The organism is Micromonospora sp. CPCC 205739, from assembly GCF_036906795.1.
GTDB lineage: Bacteria > Actinomycetota > Actinomycetes > Mycobacteriales > Micromonosporaceae > Micromonospora.
Window position 1 is genome coordinate 278,328 of the sequence record NZ_JBAKHS010000003.1, and the last position, 17,702, is coordinate 296,029.

A 17,702-nucleotide genomic window follows, 5' to 3' on the forward strand; every position below is an offset into this window, starting at 1 on the left:
GAGTGCGCCATGATCACGTACTACGACGACAGATCGGTGCAGGTCACCTCCACCGCGATCCGAGTGGACGGGCGGACGTTCCCGCTCGCCGAGATCGACATGGTCTGGCACCACCGGGGCAGCCGCTCGTGGCGGGTGCTCGCCGGGCGCGGCGCCCTCGGCGCAGCCCTGGCCGGTCCGCTGATCGCCGCGATGCTGGGCGTGGCACTGGCCGTCTGGCTGCACCGCTCGCCGACCGTCACCATCGCCATCGTGGGCGCCTCGGTGCTGGTCGGGCTCGCCGTCGGCCCGCTCGCCGACTTCCTCTTCGAGCACCTCGACCGGTCGTACGCCCGGGGCAGCCGGCAGTTGGAGATGTGGGCCCGCTGGCGGGGCCGGCCGGTGCTGCTGCTGAGCATGGGTGACGCGCTGCGCTTCGGGCAGGTCTACCGGGCGGTGCAGCGGGCGATGGAGAGCAACCGGCCCGCCCCCCGTCATCAGAACTCGATCGGACCGTCGGGCAGCATCTCCAGGCCGCGCAGCAGGCCGTAGAGGTCCTGCTCGCCCCAGAACTGAACGATCCGGCCGCCGGCCAGCCGGTACATCTTGCAGGCGCTCTGCACCGCCGTGACGCCGGTGGCGTCCCGCCGGTAGGTCTGCGCCATCGAGACGACCACCCGGTCGCCCGCCGCGAAGAGCTCCCGGATCTCCTGGTCGAGCACGGTCAGCCCCGGCGCGGCCACCGCCCGCTCGACGAAGTGCCGGCCCCGGACGGCCCGGCCCGACCCGTAGATCTCCACGTCCTCGGCGACCACCGCCCGCAGCTCGGCCAGGTCCTTGCTGACGAAGGTCCGCAGGTAGCGGCGGACCACCTCGACGTTGCGCTCGCTGTCGGCCATGCGCCCGCACGCTACGCCGCCCCGGCCACCCTCCGCCGCCCCACCGCGACGCCGTCCGGTCTCCCCGGGTCCGCGCACCCGGCCACCGAGCCCGGCGCCTGGATCTGCGCCGGTAGCGGCGGCCCCCGGCGCCGACGGACCCAGCGGTGGCAGTGGCTCCGGCGCCGACGGACCCGGTGGCCGAAACATGGGGAGGTGGCAGGTGGTTCCGGGACGCTGTAGAGCTGATGTCGTAAACGACTCAGCCGCAGTGGCGCCCGTCCACTGCGGACCTTGGAACCGTCCCCGAGCCGCGCCCCCCACTCCCCTGTGCCGCCGGCCCGGGCCACCGGTGGAACTACATGGGTGTCACCGACGCCTGTTGACACCCATGGCGTTCCACTCGTCGACCCCGCGCCACCCGTCGTGCCTTGCACGAAGGCCGCAGTCGCCACGGCACAGGGGCACGACTCGACACCGCACGCACGCCGGGCATGCCCGCCCGGCCGGCAACCGCGCAGACACGGCTCCACCCCGCACACACGCCGGGCATGCCCGCCCGGCCGGCCGGGTGATTCATCGACGACATCAGCTTGCAGCGTCCCCACACCACACCCGGACCCCGGGTGGACGGGCGGACCACGGGCCGACCGGCTGCCGGAGCGACGGGGGCGGGTCCTGTCCACGGATGGCTAGGGTCTAGTGATGACCCTCTATTACCGGGACGACAGCGTCCAGGTGACCTCGGAGTCGATCCGGGCCGGTGGGCACGCGATCCGGCTCGCCGACGTGACGTACGTCTGGCACGCGCGGGGGGCGACGACGCTGGCCGTCCGGGGCCGGGTGCTGGGCCGGGGCGTACTCGTGCTGCTGCTGTCCCTGCCGCCGCTGGTGGCGGTGGTCTGCGTGGTCTCGCTGGCCTGGTCGGCGCAGGACCGGGGGAACTGGAAGCTGGCCCTGGTCATCCTGGCCGGCTGCGCGGTCGGCGCGCTGGCCCTGACCCCGTTCCTGGAGCTGCCGCTGAGCTGGCTGGACCGCTCCTACGAGCGCGGCAACCGGGTGCACGAGCTGTGGGTGCAGCACCACGGGCAGGAGGTGATGTTGGTGCGCACCCCGGACGCGTTACGGTTCGGGCAGATCTACCGGGCCGTGCAGCGCGCCGTCGAGCACCAGGGGGAGCATCGATGACCACCCGTCGCGGCGAGGCGGCCGCCCTGGCCGGCCTGCTGGCCACCGCCGGCGTCACGCACTTCCTCAGGCCCCGCTTCTACGACGCGATCGTGCCGCGCGCGCTGCCCGGACCGGCCCGTTTCTGGACGTACGCCAGCGGGGTCGCGGAGCTGACGGTGGCGGCGGCGGTCGCGCACCCGGCGACCCGTCGGCGCGGCGGGCTGGCCGCCGCCGCGCTCTTCGCCGCGGTGCTGCCGGCGAACGTGCAGATGGCGGCGGACTGGCGGGACAAGGGTCCGGCCCGGCGGGCGGTCGCCTACGGCCGGCTGCCGATGCAGGCGCCGCTGATCTGGTGGGCGTTGCGGGTGGCCCGTACCCGACCATAACCCGGCTGTTATTGACGAACCGGATGGTGGGCAGCGCGACCGACGGGTGCTCTCCTCAATGGACAGTGCCGTCCATCGCGTTGGGAGGCTGTCATGTTGAGGAGAGTGGCCGTCGCGGTCGCGACCGCCATCACGCTGGTACTGCCCGCACCCGTCACGACCGCCGCCGTGGCCGCCCCGACCACGGCGTCCGTCGCCGACCCGGCCAACCCCGGCGGGTACGCCGCCGGCTACGTCGACACCACCGTCAGCGCCGCCGGCCGGTCGTTCTCGGCCCGGATCTACTACCCGGCCACGGCGGCGGGCAGCGGTCAGCCGGTGGCGGCGGGCCGATTCCCGGCCGTCGCCTTCGGCCACGGCTTCTTCCAGAGCGTGTCGAAGTACTACTCGACCCTGGGGCACCTCGCCTCGTGGGGCTTCATCGTGCTCGCCCCGACCTCGCAGGGCGGTCTCTCGCCCAGCCACAGCGCCTTCGCCGACGACCTGAACGCGGCGCTGACCTGGGCGGTCGCCCAGGACACCACGGCCGGGTCGCGCTTCGCCGGGCACGTCCGCACGGACAAGCTCGGGCTCTCCGGGCACTCCATGGGCGGCGGCGCCAGCATCCTCGCCGCGGCCCGCAACCCGAAGGTCGGCGCGGTGGCGAACCTGGCGGCGGCGGAGACCAACCCGTCGGCGAAGGCCGCCGCCGCGACGCTGGCCATCCCGGTACGGCTGATCGCCGGCGACCGGGACACCATCGCCGGGGTCGCCGACCACCAGCGGCCGATCTACGCGGCGAAGCCGCCGACCAAGCAGCTCCGGATCATCAAGGGCGGCTTCCACTGCGGCTTCATGGACGGCAGCTCGCTCTTCTGCGACAGCGGCGGCATCAGCCGGGCGGCCCAGCTGCCGATCAGCAAGCGGCTGCTCACCGAGTGGTTCCTGCTCTACCTCACCGGCGACACCAGCTACGACAACGCGGTCTGGGGCGCCCCGGCCCAGACCGACCCGCAGGTCACCTTCGAGGGCGCGCGCTGAGCCGGTGCCGGCACGGGACGGAGTGCGTCCCGTGCCGGCACCACCGCCCGCCCCCGCCGAGCCGGAGGCGACTCAACTCAAGGGCAGGGTGGTGGCCACCGGCCAGGCCAGCAGCGCCGTACCCACCAGGGCCGGCAGCCACCGCGGCGCGCCGGCCCGGCGCAGCACCGCCGCCCAGGCCGCCTGCCAGCCGACCAGTACCGCGAAGAGCGGCACCACCAGCAGCACGAACCCGGGCGCCAGCCCCACCACGGCCGAGGCGGTCAGGGCCAGCACGGCTATCCCGCCGACGGCCGCGTACCGCCCGCTGCGCCGGGCCGACGCCAGCTCCGCGCCGGTGAGGAAGACCAGGCAGCCGGCGGCCACCACGGGCAGCAGCCACCACCGGGCGCCCACCGGCAGCGCCGAGGTCAGCCCGAGGTGGATCGGCACGGCGACGGCGGTCAACGCGTACCCGGTGAGCAGGACGGCGGCGACCGCGGACCGGGCCGGCGCGCGGTGGGCGACCGGCGCGGGCGCCGGGGGCGACGTGGCGGCCGGCAGCGGCCACCAGCGCGCGGCGGCACCCAGCAGCACGCCGGTGACCAGCAGGAACCCGGTTACGTGCCCGCCGACCGCGAGGGGAAGCCGGGCGGTCGGCGCGACCGCGCCGACCAGCGCGCCCAGCGCCGCCGCGGACGCCGCCACCGCCAGCACCGCCGGGGTCGGGGCGGCCGGCCGGGACGGCCGGGTCCGGCGGCCGAGCAGCAGGGCCGCCAGCGGGACGAAGCCGAGCCCGAACCCGAGCAGCAGCAACCCGGCCGGCGCGAGCCGGGCGACAGGTCGCGGCGGGTCTCCGCCGCCACCCACCCACGCCGCGACCTCGTCGTGGGTACGACCGGCGAAGAGCACCGAGATGTGCTCGAACCCGGGTACGACCACCAGCCGCCGCCCGACACCCCGGCGCGACGTCGCCTCGGCGGTCTCCCGGAACGCGGGGAACTCCGCGCCGCCGACGATCAGCAGCAGCCCCTCCGGGCGGCCGTCGGGCAGGTCGTCGGAGTCCGGCAGCGAGATGGCGACGGTCCGGGCGACGTCCGGGTGCCCGGCGGCGTAGCGGGTGACCGCGCCCGCGCCCATCGAGTGTCCGACCAGGACGATCCGCGCCGGGTCGACGTCGGGCCGGGTACGCAGGTACCCGACGGCGACGGTCAGGTCGTGCTCCAGGACGGCGCGCAAGTCGGCGGCGTCCCGCCCGGCACCGGGCAGCCGGGCCGGGTTGGCGCCGTGCCCGGCGAAGTCGAGCAGCAGCGCGACCGCGCCCTGCCGGGCCACCGTGTCGGCGATCGGGCGCATCAGCCGGGCCGAGCCGGCGAACCCGTGGGCGATCACCACGCCGGGCCGGCGACCGGTCACGCCGGTGGCCCGTACCTCGGTCAGCGGCACCCCGTCGACGCTGGTCTGCCGGGTGGTCAGCCCCGAGTCGGCGCGGGCCAGCCCGTACCCGCCCAGGGCCAGGGCGAGCGCGGCGAGGACCGCGAGGAGCGCGATCCGGCGCACGGCCGGCGGGGCGCCGAGGGGGCGGACCGACATGCCGGGCACCCTACCGCCCGCCCGCCGGGCCGCCGCCCCGCGCGACGCCCGGCCGGGGACGTGACGGGCGCCGCCCGGTCGCCGTCGGGCGCCGGTGGCCGGGCCGACGCACACTGGTCACATGGCTATCCCCCTGCCCCGGCCGACCGCCGTCGTCGGACTCACCCGCTCCGCCCTCGACCAGGCGTTCGGTTCGGCCGCCTCGTTCGCCGCCGTGCCGGCCCGCGCGTTCGCGGTGCTCGACGGCGTGGAGGCGCTGCTGGCCCGGATCAACGGGGTGGTGGACCGGATCGAGGGCACCCTGGACCGCACCGACCGGGTGCTCACCGACGCCGAGGCGGCGGTCCGTGAGGTCGCGGTGATCAGCGCGGCGGCGACCACCGCGATCGAGACCGCCACCGAGGTCGCCGCGGCCGCCGCCGTGGTGGTGGGTGAGGCCGAGCAGGTCTCCGGCGCGGCGGCCGTGGTGGTCGGCGAGGCCGATCGGGTGGCCCGGGCCGCCGGCACGGTGGTCGCCGAGGCGGACGCCGTCGCCGGTCGGGCCGCCGGCACGATCGTCGCCGCCGAGAAGGCCACCGCCACCGCGACCGGCCTGATGGCGGAGTACGAGCCGGCGTTGCGTCGGGCCGCGCCGATGGCGACCCGCTTCTTCGAGCAGCTCAGCCACGAGGAGGTGACCGCGGCGATCCGGTTGGTGGACGAGCTGCCCAAGCTCAAGCAGCACCTGACCGCCGACATCCTGCCGATCCTGGCCACCCTGGACCGGGTCAGCCCGGACCTGCACGACCTGCTCGACGTCACCCGGGACCTCAAGCTCGCCGTCGCCGGCATCCCCGGCCTCGGCATGCTGCGCCGCCGGGGCGAGCGCCTCACCGACGACGACCCGATCGACTGACTCCCCGGCCCGTCCCGGCGCCCGCGCCGCGCCGCGCGACTCCGGTTTGCGGCGAGTGGGGGTGTCGGGCCGCGCGGATACCCCGACTCGTCGCAAACGGTGTCGATCACGGCCGGGGGCGCGGCCCCGGATCAGCAGTCGCAGCGGACGGTGGCGCGCGGGGCGGTCAGGTCGTCGACCGGTCGCCGGGTCTCTCCGGTCGCGGTGCGCACCGGCAGGCCCTCCCGGACCCAGTACTCGTAGCCGCCCAGCATCTCCTTCACCCGGTAGCCGAGCCGGGCGAACTCCAATGCCGCCCGGGTCGCGCCGTTGCATCCCGGCCCCCAGCAGTAGGTCACCACCAGCGAACCGGCCGGCACCAGCGCGGCGGCGCGGGCGGCGACCTCGGCCGTCGGCAGGTGTACCGCGCCGGGCAGGTGTCCCTGGTGCCAGGCGTCCGGGCCCCGGGAGTCGACCACCACCAGGCCGGGCACCCGGGCGGTCAGGTCGGCGTGCACGTCGCTGACGTCGGTCTCGAAGGTCAGCCGGTCGAGGAAGTGGGCGGCGGCGACGGCGGGGTCGGCCGCCGGCACGGAGAAGGTGTACGACATGCCTCCGATCGTCGGCCGGGCGCTGCTGTCAGCGGGAGTGGCGGGAACGACGTCCTGCGCTAACATCCCGCCATGCCCCGTACGGTGGCCGTGCTGGCGTACCCGGGGATGTCGGTCTTCGAGACCGGCATCGTCACCGAGGTGTTCGGCCTGCCCCGCCCCGAGTTCGACGTCGACTGGTACGCGCTGACCGTCTGCGCGGAGCGCCCCGGGCCGGTGCCGGTGGTCGGGGGCGCCGCCCTGCACACCCCGTACGGCCTGGACGTGCTGGCCCGGGCCGCGACGGTGATCGTCCCCGGTGTGCCGGACGTAACCGCCGACTCCTCGCCGGAACTGGTCACCGCGCTGCGCCGGGCGCACCGGGCCGGCGCCCGGATCATGTCGATCTGCTCCGGCGCGTTCGCACTCGCCGGCGCCGGCCTGCTCGACGGCCGGCGCGCCACCACCCACTGGCGCTACGCCGACCTGCTGGCCCGGCGGTATCCCCGGGTCGAGGTCGACCCGGACGTGCTCTACCTCGACGACGGCGACGTGCTGACCAGTGCGGGCAGCGCCGCCGGCCTGGACCTCTGCGTGCACGTCGTCCGGCGGGACTTCGGTGCGGCGATCGCCAACGCGGTGGCCCGGCGGCTGGTGATCCCGCCGCACCGCGACGGCGGGCAGGCGCAGTTCGTCGAGGCGCCGGTGCCGGCCGACCCGGACGACGACCGGATCGCCCGGAGCATGGACTGGGCGCTGGCGCACCTCGCCGAGCCGCTGACCGTGCAGCGGCTGGCCCAGCAGGCGCACATGTCCGCCCGCACCTACCTGCGGCAGTTCGCCCGCACCGCCGGGACCAGCCCGATCCGCTGGCTGATCGACCAGCGGGTACGCGCCAGCCTGGCGCTGCTGGAGTCGACCGGGCTGCCGGTCGCCGAGGTGGCCCGCTCCGTCGGGTTCGACAGCGCGGTCACCTACCGGCACCACTTCGGCCGGACGATGCGGACCTCGCCGTCGGCGTACCGCCGGGCCTTTCAGCGCCACGGCACCTGAGCCGGTGCCGCGCGGGCGGTCAGCCGGCCGGCGGGGCGTAGAGCGCGTCGATCTCGTCCCGGCGGGGCAGCGCCACCGAGGCACCGAGCCGGCGTACGCAGGCCGCTCCGGCCGCCGCCGCCCAGTGCACCGCGTCCAGCACCTCCCGGCCCTCGCCCCAGGCCACCGCGAGCGCGGCGGTGAAGGCGTCGCCCGCGGCGGTGGTGTCGACCACGTCCACCTCGACCGCCGGCACGGGCACGTCCGTACCGTCCCGGTCGCCGTACCAGGCGCCCTCGCCGCCGAGGGTCAGCACCGCACGGGGCACCAGGTCCAGCAGCGCTCGCGGCTCCTCCCGACCCCGGCCGGTGAGCGCCCGCGCCTCGGGCTCGTTGACCACCAGCAGGTCCACCGCGGCCAGCAGTTCGGCCGGTACCTGCCGGGCCGGCGACGCGTTGAGGATGACCCGGGCGCCGGCCTCCCGGGCGGCCACCGCCGCCGCGGTCACCGTCTCGACCGGGATCTCCAACTGTGCGACCAGCACGTCCGCCTCGCGTACGGCGTCCAGTTCGCCGGCGGTGAGGCCGGTGAAGGCGGTGTTGGCCCCGGGGGTCACCAGGATGGCGTTCTCCCCGGCGGCGTTGACCATGACCAGCGCCACCCCCGACGCGCCGTAGACCACCCGCAGCTGGCCGGTGTCCACCCCGGCGGCGGTGATCCGGGCGCGCAGAGTGACACCGAAGGCGTCGGAGCCGATCGCGCCGAGGAAGGCGCAGGACGCGCCGGCCCGGACGGCGGCGATCGCCTGGTTGGCGCCCTTGCCGCCGGGCACCGTCACGAAGTCGCTGCCGAGCACGGTCTCCCCGGGCCGGGGCAGCGCCGGGCCGGTGCCGACGAGGTCCATGTTCGCGCTGCCCACCACGACGACCCGGGTCTGCCGCACCACGACCTCCTGCCCACCTGCACGCTGCGGGGAGTCTAGGACCCGCCGGCCGCCGGGGACGGCGGGGGCGGGAGGCCGGCTCAGGCGGCCCGGGCGGTGTACCGCTCGCCGCGCCGCTCGACCACCAGCGGCAGGCCGAAGGTCTTGGAGAGGTTGTCCCCGGTGAGCGTCTCGGCGAGCAGCCCCTGCGCGACCACCCCGCCCTCGCGCAGCAGCAGCGCGTGGGTGAAGCCCGGCGGGATCTCCTCGACGTGGTGGGTGACCAGGACCAGGGCGGGGGCGTCCGGGTCGTACGCCAGCTCGGCCAGCCGGGCCACCAGGTCCTCGCGCCCGCCGAGGTCGAGCCCGGCGGCCGGCTCGTCGAGCAGCAGCAGCTCGGGGTCGGTCATCAGCGCGCGGGCGATCTGCACCCGCTTGCGCTCGCCCTCGGACAGCGTCCCGTACGCCCGCTCGCCGAGGTGCCCGACGCCGAGCTGGCCGAGCAGCGCGCGGGCCCGGGACTCGTCGGTGCGGTCGTAGCTCTCCCGCCAGCGGCCGACCACCGACCAGGCGGCGGTGACCACCACGTCGCTGACCCGCTCCTCGGCGGGGACCCGCTCGGCGAGGGCGGCGGTGGAGAGCCCGATGCGCATCCGCAGCTCGTTGACGTCGGTGCGGCCGATCCGCTCGCCGAGCACGTGCGCCGTCCCGGTGGTCGGGTGCAGCCGGCCGGCGGCGAGGTTGAGCAGGGTGGTCTTGCCCGCGCCGTTGGGGCCGAGGACGACCCAGCGCTCGTCGAGCTCGACCCGCCAGTCCAGATCGTGCAGCAGCGCGGTGCCGGAGCGCTTGACGCCGACGCCGTCGAGGCTGACCACCAGATCCGCGTCCACGGGTGCGGGGGCGGCAGGGGCGCCTGCGGCGCCGGGGATCAGGTCACCAGTCACCGCTCCATCCAACCACGCAACCCGCGGGGTGCCCCCCACGGGCGAGGCCGCGGCCATAGGGTGAGGCGCCGTGTCGTTGGTCACCACAACCGGAGGACGTGCCATGCCCGATCGAGGTCAGGAGCGGCGCGGATGAGCGCGGTCATCGAGATCGAGGGGCTGCGCAAGACGTTCCACACCATCCGGCAGGGGCGCCGGGTCGCGGTGGACGGTTTCGACATGCTGGTCGAGGCCGGGCAGGTGCACGGCTTCCTCGGCCCGAACGGCTCCGGCAAGACCACCACCCTGCGTGCCCTGCTGGGGCTGGTGAGCGCCGACAGCGGCCGGATGAGCGTGCTCGGGGCGCCCGCGCCGGAGAAGTTGGCCCGGGTGGCCGGCCGGGTCGGCGCGATCGTGGAGAGCCCGCAGTTCTTCGGCAACTTCACCGGTCACCGCACGCTGCGGCTGCTCGCGGTGGCCGGCGGGGTGCCGACCGGCCGGGTCGACGAGGTGCTGGAGCAGGTCGGGCTGCGCGACCGGGGCGAGGACCGGGTCAAGGGCTACTCGCTGGGCATGCGGCAGCGGCTGGCCGTCGCCTCCGCCCTGCTCAAGGATCCCGAGCTGCTGATTCTGGACGAGCCGGCGAACGGGCTGGACCCGGCGGGCATCCGGGAGATGCGGGACCTGATGCGGTCGCTGTCGGACGCGGGGGTGACGGTGCTGGTCTCCAGCCACATCCTGGCCGAGATCCAGCTGATCTGCGACCACGTCACGATCATCTCGCGGGGCCGTCGGGTGGCGGCGGGCCGGGTGTCCGAGGTGCTGGCCGGCTACGACCAGCACGAGTGGCACCTGCGGGTGGCCGAGCCGGCCCGGGCGGTCGAGCTGCTGGGGGCGGCGGGCCTGCCGGTCACCGCCGGCCCCGACGGGCTGCTGGTGGTCGGCGGCGCGGACGACCCGGAGCTGATCGCCCGCACGCTGGGCGAGCAGGGGCTCTGGGTGCGCGAGCTGACCCCGATCCGCCCGGATCTGGAGAGCGTCTTCCTGGAACTGACCGGCACCGCACCGCATCCGACAATGCCGCGGCAGGTGGGCGAGGCCGCCCTGCCCGGGGAGGGACCCGCCGAACCGATGATCGACCTCGACGCCACCACCGGCCGGAGGGTGGACGCGTGAACCTCGTCCGCGCCGAGCTGGAGCGGCTCGCCGCCCGCCGTTTCGTCCAGCTGATGCTGGTGCTGCTGGCCCTGGCCTTCGCCATCACCACCGCCACCACCCTGGTCGGGTCGCACCAACCGTCGGCCCGCGAGCTGGCCGCGGCGGAGGCGCAGCTCGCCCAGGTGATCGGCGGCATGGAGGCCGACCACCAGTACTGCCTGAAGGTCAAGGCGGGCGAGCTGCCGGTCGACGAGGACAGGTACCTGCCGGCCGACTGCAGCGAGGTGGACCCGGTGCTGCAGGACCGGCTGCCGGTGGTCGCCGACTTCCTTAGCGGGGTCTTCGTCTTCGGCCAGCAGGCGGGTCCGCTGCTGTACTTCCTGATCGCCTTCCTGGTGCTCTTCGGCTTCCTGGTCGGGGCCTCGTACATCGGCGCCGACCTGAACTCCGGCGGGGTGGTGAACCTGCTGCTGTGGCGACCGCGACGGCTCACCGTGCTCGGTGCGAAGCTGGGCACGCTGCTCGGGGTGGTGGCGCTGCTGTCGGTGGTGGCCACGGTGGTCTACCTGGGCACGTTCTGGACGATCGCGCAGACCGCCGGGCTGCCGGGCCGGCTCGACGCGACGTTCTGGCAGGACCTGGCCGGCCGCTACGGGCGCGGCCTGGTGCTGGTGCTGCTCGCCACCGCACTGGGCTTCGGCATCGCCACGCTGGGCCGGCACACCTCCGCGGCGCTCGGCGCGGTGGCCGCGTACGCGGTGGTCTGGGAGCTGGGCGCGCGGGTGGTGTTCGAGATCCTCGACGTGGCCCGCCCGGACCTGCTGATGCTCTCCACCTACGTGGCGGCCTGGCTCACCGGCCGGATGGAGCTCACCGACAACCAGGCCTGCCGGAACGTGACGGCCTTCGACGTCTGCGACGGCACGTACACGATCACCTCGTCTCCTGCCCTGCTGGTGCTGCTGGCCCTCGCCGGCGCGGTGACGGCGGGCGCCTTCGCGGTGTTCCGCCGGCGCGACCTGATCTGACCGGCCGCGCCGGGGCGGGCGACCGCCCCGGCGCGCGGCCCGGCAGCCACCGGCCGACCCCGGCGGGATCTTGCCGCGGGCAGGCCGGTGGTGAAGAATTCCTTCACATGGCGGGTGGCGGACGGCGACGGATGTCAGCCGACGGTCGACCCGAAGACCTCGTCCCGGACGGCGTCCAGCGCGGTGCGCAGCGCACCCCGCAGGATCGGCTCCTCGGTCAGCCCGGTCGGCACCACCCGGGGCCGGACCAGCGTGATCGCGGCGACCTCGTGCTGCACCCGCTCCGCCAGCGCCGCACCGCCGGCCTGCCCCACCTCCCCGGCGAGCACCACCAGCGGCGGGTCCAGCACCACGCAGGTGCTGGCCACGCCGAGCGCCAGCCGCCGGGCCAGCTCGTCGAGCATCGGGCCGCCGGTCGTCCCGGCGGCGACGGCGGCGCGCACCGCGTCGGCCGCGCTCCCGGCGTCGAAGCCGTGCTCCCGGGCCACCGCGCGGACCGCGTCCGCCCCGGCGAGCTGCTGGAACGCCGGCTTGGCCCGACGGGAGACGTCGCGCGGGATCGGCACCCCGGGCACCGGCAGGTAGCCGATCTCGCCGGCCGCGCCGCTGCTGCCGTGGTGCAGCCGCCCGCCGAGCATGATCGCCAGACCGACGCCGGCACCCACCCAGACCAGCACGAAGTCGGCCAGCCCCTGGGCCGCGCCGGACTGCGCCTCGGCGACGGCGGCCAGGTTGACGTCGTTCTCGAAGACCACCGGGGTGTGCAGGTCCTCGCGCAGCGCGGCGAGCAGGCCACGGTGCCAGCGCGGCAGGTTGAAGGCGAAGGTGATGTCGCCGGTGCCCGGGTCCACCAGGCCGGGGGTGCCCAGCACCACCCGCCGCACGCTGGACAGCTCCGCGCCGGCGCTGCTCGCCGCCCGGACCACCGCGGTGTGCACCACGCCGACCGGGTCGTCGGTGTCCCGGGTGGACTGCTCGACCCGGCCGATGACCGCCCCGGTGATGTCGGCGCACGCCGCCACCACCCGCTCGGCGCCGACGTCCACGCCGACCACGTGCGCGCTGCCCGGACGCACCGCGTAGAGCTGGGCGTTCGGGCCCCGCCCGCCGGCCTGCTCACCGACCCGGGTGACCAGCCCGCGCTCCTCCAGCCGCTCCACCAGCTGGGAGGCGGTGACCTTGGAGAGGCCGGTCAGCTCGCCGAGCCGGGCCCGGGTCAGCGGGCCGCGTTCGAGCAGCAGTTCCAGTGCCGCCCGGTCGTTGAGCGCCCGCAACAGGCGGGGGGTGCCGGGCAGCCGCGTCGCACTCATGCCTCGTCCTCTAGTTTCCTTGAGCTTCTGCCAACCGAATCGACCTGCAGTTGGGTGCCCGTAGCGTATCGGCCACCCCGCACCGGAGTACTCGGACGACCGACCGCTCCCGGTGCGACACTCGTGCCGTCCGGCACCGAAGGGGGAAGTCACGTGCGGCTGGATCCAGGATTGCGCCGGCTCGCGCTCGGCACGCTGCTCGCCGCGTATCCGGGGCCGGTGCCACCGGACTGGGCCGTCGACCTGATCGGCGAGGGGCTGGCCGGGCACACCCTGTTCGGCACCAACGTCCACGACCCGGCGCAGGTGGCGGCGAGCACCGCGGCGCTGCGCGTCGGCCGGCCGGACGTGCTGATCGCCATCGACGAGGAGGGCGGCGACGTCACCCGGCTGGCGCACGCCACCGGCAGCCCGTACCCGGGCAACGCCGCGCTCGGCGCGGTCGACGACACCGCGCTCACCCGCCGGGTCTACGCGGCCATCGGCGCCGAACTGGCCGCCCTCGGCATCACGGTCAACCTCGCCCCCACCGTCGACGTCAACACCGCCGACGAGAACCCGGTGATCGGCACCCGCTCGTTCGGCGCCGACCCGGGCAGGGTCGCCGCGCACTCCGCCGCCGCCGTCGAGGGCCTCCAGTCGGTCGGTGTCGCCGCCTGCGCCAAGCACTTCCCCGGGCACGGCGCCACGGTGGCCGACTCCCACCACGAGCTGCCCACCGTGGAAGCGTCGCCGGCCCTGCTGCGCGAGCGCGACCTGCCGCCCTTCGCGGCGGTCGTCGAGGCGGGCGCCCGGGCCGTCATGACGGCGCACATCCGGGTGCCGGCGCTGACCGGGGACGGACCGGCCACGTTCAGCCGGGCCGTCCTGGTCGACCTGCTGCGCGGCGAGTACGGCTTCACCGGCACGGTGATCACCGACGCGCTGGAGATGCAGGGCGCCGCGCTGGCCGCCGGCGGGGTCGGGCCGGCCGCGGTGCGCGCGCTCGCCGCCGGCGCCGACCTCCTCTGCATCGGGGCTAAGGTCGACGCCGCGCTGGTCGAGCACGTGGCCGGCGAGATCGTCGCGGCGATCGGCGACGGCCGGCTGGAGCGCGCCCGGGTGGAGGAGGCCGCCGGCCGCACCGCCGCGCTCGCCGCCTGGACCCGGGCCGCCGGCACGACGTCGGCCGCCGTCACCGATCTCGGCTACGCCGCCGCGCGCCGGGCGGTCCGGGTCGAGGGTGACCTCACCGGGCTGGCCCGGCCGCTGGTGGTGCAGCTGCACGCCGCCTCCACCATCGCCGAGGGCCGGGTGCCGTGGGGCCTGGGCCCGCACCTGGCCGGCCTGGAGGAGGTACGCGTCGTCGCCACCGAGACCGATCCCGCCGCGCTGGGTCGGCTCGCCGACGGCCGGTCGATCGTGCTGGTGGGGCGGCACCTGCACCGGCTGCCCGGCGCCGCCGAACTGGTCGACGCGCTGGCCGCCGCGTACCCGGTGACGGTGGTGGAGATGGGCTGGCCGGGGCGCTGGCGGCCGACCGGCGCACGCGCCTTCGTCACCACGTACGGGGCGAGCCACGCCAACGGCCGGGCGGCGGCCGAGGCGCTCGGCCTGGCCGGCTGAGACCGGACGCGCCGGCGCTAGGCGGCGGGGGCGTCGGGGTCGGCGGCGGGCGGCGCCTGGTGCCGGGGGGCGAGCCCGACCAGGCTGTCGACGCCGGTGATCCGCAGCACCCGGGCCACCACCGGCTGCGGGTCGACCGCGCGGAGGCTGGCGCCCCGGCCGACGGCCTCGGCGGCCCCGCGCAGCAGGGCGGCCACCCCGGTCGAGTCCAGGAAGGGCACCTCGGCGAGGTCCACGACCAGCTCCACCGTGTCCGGCAGGTCGAGTGCGGTGTCCACGGCGTCCTGGAGCACGGCGGCCGTGGCGATGTCGAGGTCGCCGACCGGCCGGAGGACGATCCGCCCGCCGTCCTCGCTGCGCCTGTCCACCCGCATGTCCGCTCCTCGTCGAGCTGCCGTCGTCGCGGCACGACGATACCCGCGCGACGGCCCGGCGGCCCGGTTCCGGTCGGCCACTCCCCCGCCGCGCACGCTCCGTCACTGTCGCCGCCCGCCGGATCGAAAGCTTCCCATCGCAGCTCAAGTCCAGTACCGGACACGCCGAAACGGTCGGTTGCCTCTTGCCCAAGCGTCGATCCGTACGTAGCGTCACCATCAGCGGGACCGACCGGCGTACGCCGGCGGCACGGAGGGCCTGGGGGAAGGCTGCGGACCGTGGATTCGGCCCGGAATCCACGGTCCGCGCCCTGCCGCCACGACGCCGGCGCGGTCAGCCCAGTCACCGGGGATAGACGCCGTACGACCGCCAGCCCCGGTCCGGGAAGCCGGCCGCGTCGGCGACCCGGGCGGAGGCGAGGTTGCGCGGGTCGTGCCGGTACGTCGGGACGGCGCCCTCGTCGAGCACCCGCCGGGCGGCCTGGGCGACCAGCCGGCGGGCCAGGCCCCGGCCCCGCGCGGCCCGCACCGTGGCCACCGCCAGCTCGTGTCCGTGGCCGTCGTGCCGCTTAATCCCGACCCCGGCCAGGAAGCTGCCGTCGGCGTCCCGGGCCACCAGCACCTCCCGGTCGAACAGGTGCAGCCAGGACGGGAACGCCGGGTCGGTCGGCGGGACCCACTGCCCCGCCTCGGGTAGCGGCGCCGGGTCCAGGCACCACCGGAAGGTGTCGTCGGCCAGCATCCAGTCCGGCTGGCCGACGGCGGCGGGCAGCGCCGCCAGCAGCTCGGCCTCCGGCCCGCGGGCCAGCGCGCGGATCGCCTCCACCCGCTCCGGCGGCACCGAGAGCACCGTGCTGCCGGCGGCCTGCACGGCGATCGCCGGACGCAGCCGCCCGTCCCAGGCCGGTCGCCCCCGCCGCCGCGAGGCGACGACGTGCAGGCCGGGGCCGGCCGGCCACTGGCCCAGCCAGGTGGCCAGGTGCAGGTGGAGCCGGCGGTCGAGCACCGCGCACCTCCCTCACCCGCTCGGGTACGACCACCTCGTCGTGATCACCGTACGCCGCCGCGGCCGCGGTGGCGTCCCGTTCGGCGGGGGCACCGGCCGGTTGAAGACCTGATCGCCGGGGTAGACGTACCGAACAACACCGATGCCCGGGAACCTGAGACATCGATCGACCGTCATATTCATTTCCATACATGTACAACTTCTTTTGGGACGGTAATGGTCATGCCGAATCAGCCGAATGACCGGTACCAGCAGGACACCGCGAGGATCTGGCGGGCGGCCGAGGCCGCCGGACGGTTTCCGGCCCAACCGCCGTACCGGGAGGCACGGACGGGGCGCGGGGTGAACGCCGCGCTCTCCTGGGGCGACCTCAACAGCCTGCCCGCCGGCGTCTCCTCCCGGCGCGGCCTGACCGCCCGCTGACCGCACCGGGGAAAGCGGCGACACACCCGGGGCGTCCAGCCGGGGCTTTCGCACACCTGTCGGGTAGCTTCTTGTGGTCCGATCCCGGCCTACGACAGGAGAAGCTCCGCGCATGGGCAAGAAGACGATCCACGTCTCCGACTTCAGTGGCACGCTGCTGGGGACCGACGACGAGGTGGTCAAGGTCGTCGTGCTGGACCACCCTGACCTGGTGGCCGGGCCCGTGCAGCTGGACGCCACCCCGGTCGAGGTGGAGAGCATCGACGACGCGGCGCTGGACGTGGCGGTCGTGGAGATCCACGACCGGCACGGCGGCGGCGAGCCGCGCCGGGTGGTGCTGACCGCCAGCGAGTTCGACGCGATGGCCACCGACGTGCCGATGGCCCAGCTGCTGCGCACCGCCGAGCGGGTCCGCCCGACGAAGGCTCGCAAGAGCGCCGAAAAGATCGACTACGGCACCATCGAGTACGCCGGCCGACCGCACCGGGGCCGGGTCACCGAGGAGGAGGCCCGGCTGGTGCGTGAGCAGCTGGACGAGGTGAACAAGCGCCTCGCCGACGCCGGCATCCGGCAGATCGACCCGGCCGACCCGGAGCACGTCACCCGGTACGGCTTCCCGACCGCGTCCTGATCCCGGGCGCCCTCAGCCCTTCTCGGCGGCCGACCGCACGGCGGCCTGGATCGCCGCGTTGATCGCCTCCTCGGCGGCGACCTTGTCGACGCCGAGGCCGGTGAGCACGCCGTCGCCGTCCTCGTGCTCCAGCAGGGCGAGCAGGATGTGCTCGGTGCCGATGTAGTTGTGGCCCAGCCGCAGCGCCTCGCGGAAGGTCAGCTCCAGCACCTTCTTCGCCGGCGCGTCGTACGGGATCAGGGCCGGCACCTCGGCGCCGGACGACGGCGGCAGCGCGGCCGTTCCGGCCTCCCGCACCCGTTCCAGCGGCACGCCCGCCGCCACGATCACCCGGGCGGCGATCGCCTCCGGTTCGGCGAGCAGGCCCAGCAGGATGTGCTCGGGCCGGATCTCGGTGTGCCCGCCCGCACGGGCCTCCTCCTGGGAGGCCATCACCACGTTGCGGGCGGGCAGGGTGAACCGGGCGAAGCCCTGCTGCGGGTCCAGGGGCGCGTCCGTGGACCTGGGGACGAAGCGCTTCTGCGCGGCCTGCTTGGTCACGCCCATGCTCCGGCCGATGTCGGTCCAGGAGGCGCCCGAGCGCCGGGCCTGGTCCACGAAGTGGCCGATCAGGTGGTCGGCGACGTCGCCGAGGTGCTCGCCGACGACGACCGCGTCGGCGAGCTGGTCCAAGACGTCGGGGCGGGCCTTCTTGATCCCCTGGATCAGGTCGTCGAGGCGTACGGGGTTGCTCATCTGCACAGGATCCGTCATGCGTCAACCATAGGTTGACGCCATGGTTCCGTCAACCATGAGTTGACGATCTCGCGCGCCCGTCGTCC

General features: G+C 75.3%; 20 protein-coding genes. 11 read left to right on the forward strand and 9 right to left on the reverse strand.

Annotated elements, in window-relative coordinates; genetic code table 11:
- The first annotated feature begins 9 nt into the window (after window positions 1-9).
- Entirely contained in the window at window positions 10-531 is a 522-nt protein-coding gene (locus tag V6U88_RS07395; RefSeq protein WP_334451038.1) for a DUF6232 family protein, read from the forward strand.
- Here V6U88_RS07395 and V6U88_RS07400 read toward each other — a convergent pair.
- Window positions 477-878: a nuclear transport factor 2 family protein gene (locus V6U88_RS07400; protein WP_334451040.1), complete on the reverse strand. Its 402-nt coding sequence runs from the start codon at window positions 876-878 to the stop codon at window positions 477-479. The two genes, V6U88_RS07395 and V6U88_RS07400, sit on opposite strands and share 55 nt — an antisense overlap.
- A gap of 684 nt (window positions 879-1,562) precedes the next feature.
- Here V6U88_RS07400 and V6U88_RS07405 point away from each other — a divergent pair.
- The 3 genes from V6U88_RS07405 (at window position 1,563) to V6U88_RS07415 (ending at window position 3,433) form a co-directional block, all read left to right on the forward strand.
- A complete protein-coding gene (locus tag V6U88_RS07405; protein ID WP_334451041.1) occupies window positions 1,563-2,045 on the forward strand; it encodes a DUF6232 family protein in 483 nt (160 codons plus the stop codon).
- Entirely contained in the window at window positions 2,042-2,413 is a 372-nt protein-coding gene (locus tag V6U88_RS07410; RefSeq protein WP_334451042.1) for a DoxX family protein, read from the forward strand. Before V6U88_RS07405 ends, V6U88_RS07410 begins: the two co-directional genes overlap by 4 nt.
- 93 nt (window positions 2,414-2,506) lie before the next feature.
- Window positions 2,507-3,433, forward strand: a complete 927-nt coding sequence (locus tag V6U88_RS07415; protein WP_334451043.1) for an alpha/beta hydrolase family protein — start codon at window positions 2,507-2,509, stop codon at window positions 3,431-3,433.
- A gap of 72 nt (window positions 3,434-3,505) precedes the next feature.
- Here V6U88_RS07415 and V6U88_RS07420 read toward each other — a convergent pair whose 3' ends face one another.
- On the reverse strand, window positions 3,506-5,005 hold the full coding sequence (locus V6U88_RS07420; protein WP_334451045.1) for an alpha/beta fold hydrolase: 1,500 nt from the start codon (window positions 5,003-5,005) through the stop codon (window positions 3,506-3,508).
- A gap of 121 nt (window positions 5,006-5,126) precedes the next feature.
- On the opposite strand from V6U88_RS07420, the gene V6U88_RS07425 reads away from it, so the two are divergent.
- On the forward strand, window positions 5,127-5,900 hold the full coding sequence (locus V6U88_RS07425; protein WP_334451046.1) for a hypothetical protein: 774 nt from the start codon (window positions 5,127-5,129) through the stop codon (window positions 5,898-5,900).
- A gap of 131 nt (window positions 5,901-6,031) precedes the next feature.
- On the opposite strand, the gene V6U88_RS07430 is transcribed toward V6U88_RS07425, so the two are convergent.
- Window positions 6,032-6,490 (reverse strand): rhodanese-like domain-containing protein, encoded by a 459-nt coding sequence (locus V6U88_RS07430; RefSeq protein WP_334451048.1) that lies wholly within the window; start codon window positions 6,488-6,490, stop codon window positions 6,032-6,034.
- Window positions 6,491-6,562: 72 nt separating this feature from the next.
- Here V6U88_RS07430 and ftrA point away from each other — a divergent pair, with 72 nt between their 5' ends.
- On the forward strand, window positions 6,563-7,522 hold the full coding sequence (ftrA, locus tag V6U88_RS07435; protein WP_334451050.1) for a transcriptional regulator FtrA: 960 nt from the start codon (window positions 6,563-6,565) through the stop codon (window positions 7,520-7,522).
- A 19-nt stretch (window positions 7,523-7,541) separates the two neighbouring features.
- Here the strand turns inward: ftrA and V6U88_RS07440 are convergent, their stop codons facing one another.
- Both V6U88_RS07440 and V6U88_RS07445 read right to left on the reverse strand, forming a co-directional pair.
- The gene (locus V6U88_RS07440) at window positions 7,542-8,444 is read right to left on the reverse strand and encodes a ribokinase (protein WP_334451051.1); all 903 of its coding nucleotides are present in this window, start codon (window positions 8,442-8,444) and stop codon (window positions 7,542-7,544) included.
- Between the two features lie 80 nt (window positions 8,445-8,524).
- Window positions 8,525-9,424 carry an ABC transporter ATP-binding protein gene (locus V6U88_RS07445; RefSeq protein ID WP_334451052.1) on the reverse strand — a complete coding sequence of 300 codons (900 nt, stop codon included), beginning with the start codon at window positions 9,422-9,424 and terminating at the stop codon, window positions 8,525-8,527.
- Window positions 9,425-9,499: 75 nt separating this feature from the next.
- Between V6U88_RS07445 and V6U88_RS07450 the strand changes: the two genes are divergently transcribed.
- Together V6U88_RS07450 and V6U88_RS07455 are read left to right on the forward strand one after the other, a co-directional pair.
- On the forward strand, window positions 9,500-10,522 hold the full coding sequence (locus tag V6U88_RS07450) for an ABC transporter ATP-binding protein (RefSeq protein WP_334451054.1): 1,023 nt from the start codon (window positions 9,500-9,502) through the stop codon (window positions 10,520-10,522).
- Window positions 10,519-11,532, forward strand: a complete 1,014-nt coding sequence (locus V6U88_RS07455; protein WP_334451055.1) for an ABC transporter permease subunit — start codon at window positions 10,519-10,521, stop codon at window positions 11,530-11,532. The genes V6U88_RS07450 and V6U88_RS07455 overlap by 4 nt, the downstream gene beginning before the upstream one ends.
- 134 nt (window positions 11,533-11,666) lie before the next feature.
- Here V6U88_RS07455 and V6U88_RS07460 read toward each other — a convergent pair whose 3' ends face one another.
- Window positions 11,667-12,842: an ROK family transcriptional regulator gene (locus tag V6U88_RS07460; protein ID WP_334451056.1), complete on the reverse strand. Its 1,176-nt coding sequence runs from the start codon at window positions 12,840-12,842 to the stop codon at window positions 11,667-11,669.
- A gap of 153 nt (window positions 12,843-12,995) precedes the next feature.
- Between V6U88_RS07460 and V6U88_RS07465 the strand changes: the two genes are divergently transcribed.
- Window positions 12,996-14,447, forward strand: coding sequence for a glycoside hydrolase family 3 protein (locus V6U88_RS07465; RefSeq protein ID WP_334451058.1), 1,452 nt, complete (start codon window positions 12,996-12,998; stop codon window positions 14,445-14,447).
- A gap of 17 nt (window positions 14,448-14,464) precedes the next feature.
- Here V6U88_RS07465 and V6U88_RS07470 read toward each other — a convergent pair whose 3' ends face one another.
- Both V6U88_RS07470 and V6U88_RS07475 read right to left on the reverse strand, forming a co-directional pair.
- Entirely contained in the window at window positions 14,465-14,821 is a 357-nt protein-coding gene (locus tag V6U88_RS07470; RefSeq protein ID WP_334451059.1) for an STAS domain-containing protein, read from the reverse strand.
- Between the two features lie 343 nt (window positions 14,822-15,164).
- Window positions 15,165-15,827 (reverse strand): GNAT family N-acetyltransferase, encoded by a 663-nt coding sequence (locus tag V6U88_RS07475; RefSeq protein WP_334451061.1) that lies wholly within the window; start codon window positions 15,825-15,827, stop codon window positions 15,165-15,167.
- Between the two features lie 222 nt (window positions 15,828-16,049).
- On the opposite strand from V6U88_RS07475, the gene V6U88_RS07480 reads away from it, so the two are divergent.
- Together V6U88_RS07480 and V6U88_RS07485 are read left to right on the forward strand one after the other, a co-directional pair.
- Complete coding sequence (locus tag V6U88_RS07480) at window positions 16,050-16,250, forward strand: DNA repair protein (RefSeq protein WP_154943277.1); 201 nt, start codon at window positions 16,050-16,052, stop codon at window positions 16,248-16,250.
- Between the two features lie 112 nt (window positions 16,251-16,362).
- Window positions 16,363-16,881: a hypothetical protein gene (locus tag V6U88_RS07485; RefSeq protein WP_334451064.1), complete on the forward strand. Its 519-nt coding sequence runs from the start codon at window positions 16,363-16,365 to the stop codon at window positions 16,879-16,881.
- A gap of 12 nt (window positions 16,882-16,893) precedes the next feature.
- Here the strand turns inward: V6U88_RS07485 and V6U88_RS07490 are convergent, their stop codons facing one another.
- Window positions 16,894-17,634 (reverse strand): Clp protease N-terminal domain-containing protein, encoded by a 741-nt coding sequence (locus tag V6U88_RS07490; protein ID WP_334451065.1) that lies wholly within the window; start codon window positions 17,632-17,634, stop codon window positions 16,894-16,896.
- Window positions 17,635-17,702 lie beyond the last annotated feature (68 nt).